The 3752-nt window shown below is 31.1% G+C and carries 4 protein-coding genes; all 4 read right to left on the minus strand.

Features of this window, described 5'->3' with window-relative positions:
* Window positions 1-233 precede the first annotated feature (233 nt).
* Genes ACLR9T_RS13480 through ACLR9T_RS13495 form a run of 4 tightly spaced genes read right to left on the minus strand, consistent with a single transcriptional unit; the run spans window position 234 to window position 3662 of the window.
* Window positions 234-1691: a 6-phospho-beta-glucosidase gene (locus tag ACLR9T_RS13480; protein ID WP_413110021.1), complete on the minus strand. Its 1458-nt coding sequence runs from the start codon at window positions 1689-1691 to the stop codon at window positions 234-236.
* A 1-nt stretch (window position 1692) separates the two neighbouring features.
* Window positions 1693-3036, minus strand: a complete 1344-nt coding sequence (locus ACLR9T_RS13485; RefSeq protein ID WP_008792897.1) for a PTS sugar transporter subunit IIC — start codon at window positions 3034-3036, stop codon at window positions 1693-1695.
* 3 nt (window positions 3037-3039) lie between these two features.
* Window positions 3040-3345, minus strand: a complete 306-nt coding sequence (locus ACLR9T_RS13490) for a PTS sugar transporter subunit IIB (protein WP_008792898.1) — start codon at window positions 3343-3345, stop codon at window positions 3040-3042.
* Between the two features lie 2 nt (window positions 3346-3347).
* Complete coding sequence (locus tag ACLR9T_RS13495) at window positions 3348-3662, minus strand: PTS lactose/cellobiose transporter subunit IIA (protein WP_413110022.1); 315 nt, start codon at window positions 3660-3662, stop codon at window positions 3348-3350.
* Window positions 3663-3752: the final 90 nt, after the last annotated feature.

The following is a 3752-nucleotide window of genomic DNA, read 5'->3' on the forward strand; positions in this document are numbered from 1 at the left end:
TTATATAACCGTGGTTGATTACGGTTTTATTCATTTGTAAAATTGAATTTGTGAATATGGATTTGTATTTCATTCCTGTGACTTTGACTACTTAGAGGAGGTTCTTACCACACCTTATTCCAAAAACAATGATTAGTAAGATGAGTCTTTGAATTCGTATTTTGAACCAGGTTTTGTGGTCTAAGTGTTGTGGATAACCATTTTCACATATTTCAACAAAGAAAATTATATCTTTAATCTAAATCTTCTCCATTTGATGCTATAACTTTTTTATACCAATAAAAAGAATCCTTTTTATATCTTTTAAAAGTTCCTTCTCCTTGGTCATTTGCATCAACATAAATAAAGCCATATCTCTTTTTCATTTGACCTGTTGATGCAGATACTAAATCTATACACCCCCAAGAAGTATATCCCATAACCTCTACACCATCTAAAACTATAGCATCTTTAAGATTGTGCAAATGTTCTTTAATATATCTGATATGATATTCATCATGAATCTCACCATTTTCTAATTCATCTATACCACCAACACCATTTTCAGCGATAAACAACGACTTTTGATAACGATCATAAAAAGCGTTCAAAGTCGCTCTTAATCCTAACCCATCGGTTTGCCATTTACACGCACTTTCCTTTTCTTTAAGATAAGGATTCCTTAAGGTTGGTAACATATTTCCCTCACCCTTTTCTGCATATGCATTAGGATCAGCACAAGTTAAATGTGAAGAATAGTATGAAAATGAAATAAAATCTACTGTATTTTCACGTAATATTTTTTTATCATCATTTTTAAATGGAATGATTATCTTCTTATGTTCTAACTCCTTTAATTTATATACTGGATAATATCCACGAGCTAAAACATCAGCAAAAAAATAATTATTTCTATCCACTTCATATGCTTGCCAAATATCTTGAGGCGCACATGTATATGGATAAGTTATTCCTCCCGCAAGCATACAACCTATTTTATTTTTTGGATTAATCTCATGAGCTATTTTAGTTGCCCATGCACTTGCTATCATTTCATGATGTGCAGCTATATAAATTTGTTGTAATTTTTCTTCTTCACTTCTAACAACTACTCCAGCTGCAAAATAAGGTAGAGCTGTTATACAATTAATTTCATTAAAGGTTAACCAATATTTAACAAGATCTTTATATCTCATTAAAATTGTTCTTACATATTTTTTAAAAAATTCAATTGTTTTTCTGCTTTCCCATCCTTGATATTCCTTAACCAAGTGTAATGGGATATCATAATGAGTCATTGTAACTAGTGGTTCGATTCCATACTTATGACATTCTTTAAAAACATCTTCATAGAATTGTAACCCTTCTTCATTAGGTTCTTCTTCATCACCATTTGGAAAAATACGCGACCAAGAAATAGACATTCTTAATACTTTAAAACCCATTTCTCCAAATAATGCTATATCTTCTTTATAATGATGATAAAAATCAATACCTGTTCTTGAAGGATAATATGTATCATTTTTATCATTAAAATTATCTAAATTTCCCATCATTACAGAAAAACGATTACACCCTTGAGGAACAAGGTCAACATGTCCCATTCCTCTTCCGCCAATATTCCAAGCTCCTTCACATTGATTGGCAGCAATTGCTCCCCCCCATAGGAAATCTTTCGGAAAGTTATCTCCATTTGATTTTTTGTTTATCATTTTATTCACCTACCGGTTCCATATTTTGAGCATTTTCTTTTTCTTGAGTTAACAACTGATTATCATATACTTTAAAGAAAGGATACCAAATAAAAATAGTTACTATTAATGCTACGATTTCAAACACAATCATACGCCAGTCTAGACATTTAATAAAACTATTAATAATGATTGGGAATGTTCCAGTAACCAAAATGTAAAATGGAGTTATTAATCCAAAAGCACATGCTAACCAATAAAAAATTGCAATTACAGTTCCACTCAATACAAATGGTATCATTAAAATTGGATTAAACATAATAGGTGCACCAAATATAACTGGTTCAGAGATTCTAAAAATTGCTGGTACGATTGATGCTTTACCAAAAACACTTAATTGTTTGGATTTTGCTTTTTTAAGGCATAGGATAACAAGAGCTAAAGTATTTCCTGTTCCACCTAATAATGCAATTGCTTGTGTCATAAAAATTGGATGGAAGATAGGTGCTTGTCCAGCAGCAAATAATTCTGCATTAGCAGCGAACGCTGCCATTGTAATTGGCGTTGTTAATGGCATAAATACCATCATCCCATGAACACCACAGCACCACATTACAAGGATAAGTACAGATACAAGAATTGCTCCTGGTATAGAGTTTACAGCTGATACTGGTTTTGCTAAAATTGTTTCAATTAAAGATGGTAAAGAACTACCTGGAATAAAATTACTAATTAATAAATTTACTGAAAAGAATAAAGTCACATTAATTACCAATGGTACAATTGAAGAAAACATGTCTGACAAAAATGGTGGAACACCTTCTGGCATTTTAATTGTTATTTTCTTTTGCATACAAATTCTTGTAATTTCAACAGTAAGTAAACTTACAATAATTGAAGTAAATAACCCTTGTGAACCAAGATAAGTAGTATTAATCATTGAAGCCACATTTCCATCAGCCAAAGCTACATAATTTGCTGGTGCAGCAACAATCATAAAGATAATCATTGATGTAAATCCTGCATTCATTTGAGATAATTTATAACTTCCAGCTAAATAATAAGCAATAGCAAATGCCGAAATTAATGAAAGCATTCCCATTGTCATGTTAAATGGTATTAAAATTGTTGCTTTATATGTTTGTGAAAAATTGTACCAACCTTCAAAAATTGACCAGAAACCACCTTGAGCAATTAAGTCAGCTGTCACAGGTGGATTAGCAATAATCATAAAAATTGCTGATACTAAAATAAAGCTGACTGTTGCCATAAACCCTTTTTGCATCGCTGAAAAGTGCCTTTGAGCACCAAAGAAATTAGCAATAGGTGTAAGCTTTTCTTGAATAAATGTCATAAAACTATTCATGAGTTATTCCTCCTTTCCCAAACAAGCCTTAACCTGTTTCATAATATTTTCCACATTACTCATCCCATAATCCATTGGGGAAATTTTTTCTACAGGCACATCAATTGCATTAGCTTTAATTTCGTTATATTGATAAGAAATTTGTGGACCAATAAGAATACAGTCAAAATTTTTATATACATTTAAATATTCACTCATTGGAACAGCTCTAACTTCTAATTCAATATTTTTTTCTTTGCCCCATTTTTGCATTTTGTTCATTAGAATACTTGTAGATAGACCATTTGCACATATTAATAGTATTTTCATAACTATTCTCCCTCATATTTTTCTTTACGCATTTCAATCATTTCTTTAATTAAATCAATTGCTAACATGCAAGTCATTAAGTGATCTTGTGAATGAATCAATAACACACTAATATCTGTTTTTTCACCATTAGCTTCAGCAACCAATATATCCATCTGACCTTTATGAGCCAAGTTCACTTCCTTTTGGCTTTGTTCAATTAAATCGTCAGCTTTATTAAAGCAACCTTGTTTAGCTTTACTTAATGCTTCGAAAGCTAATGATTTCGCTTCCCCTGCATGAGCAATAATTGTAAAAGCGATTTGTTCTACATCCATTGTTTCACCTCATTTTTTTAAAATCATTAAACAAACTCTTATAATTGATCGATCTTTGTATTTTCCTTGTTCAACGATATCAATATACAA

Origin of the sequence: Thomasclavelia sp. (assembly GCF_047249845.1) — a bacterium.
In the GTDB taxonomy this organism is placed as follows: domain Bacteria; phylum Bacillota_I; class Bacilli_A; order Erysipelotrichales; family Coprobacillaceae; genus Thomasclavelia.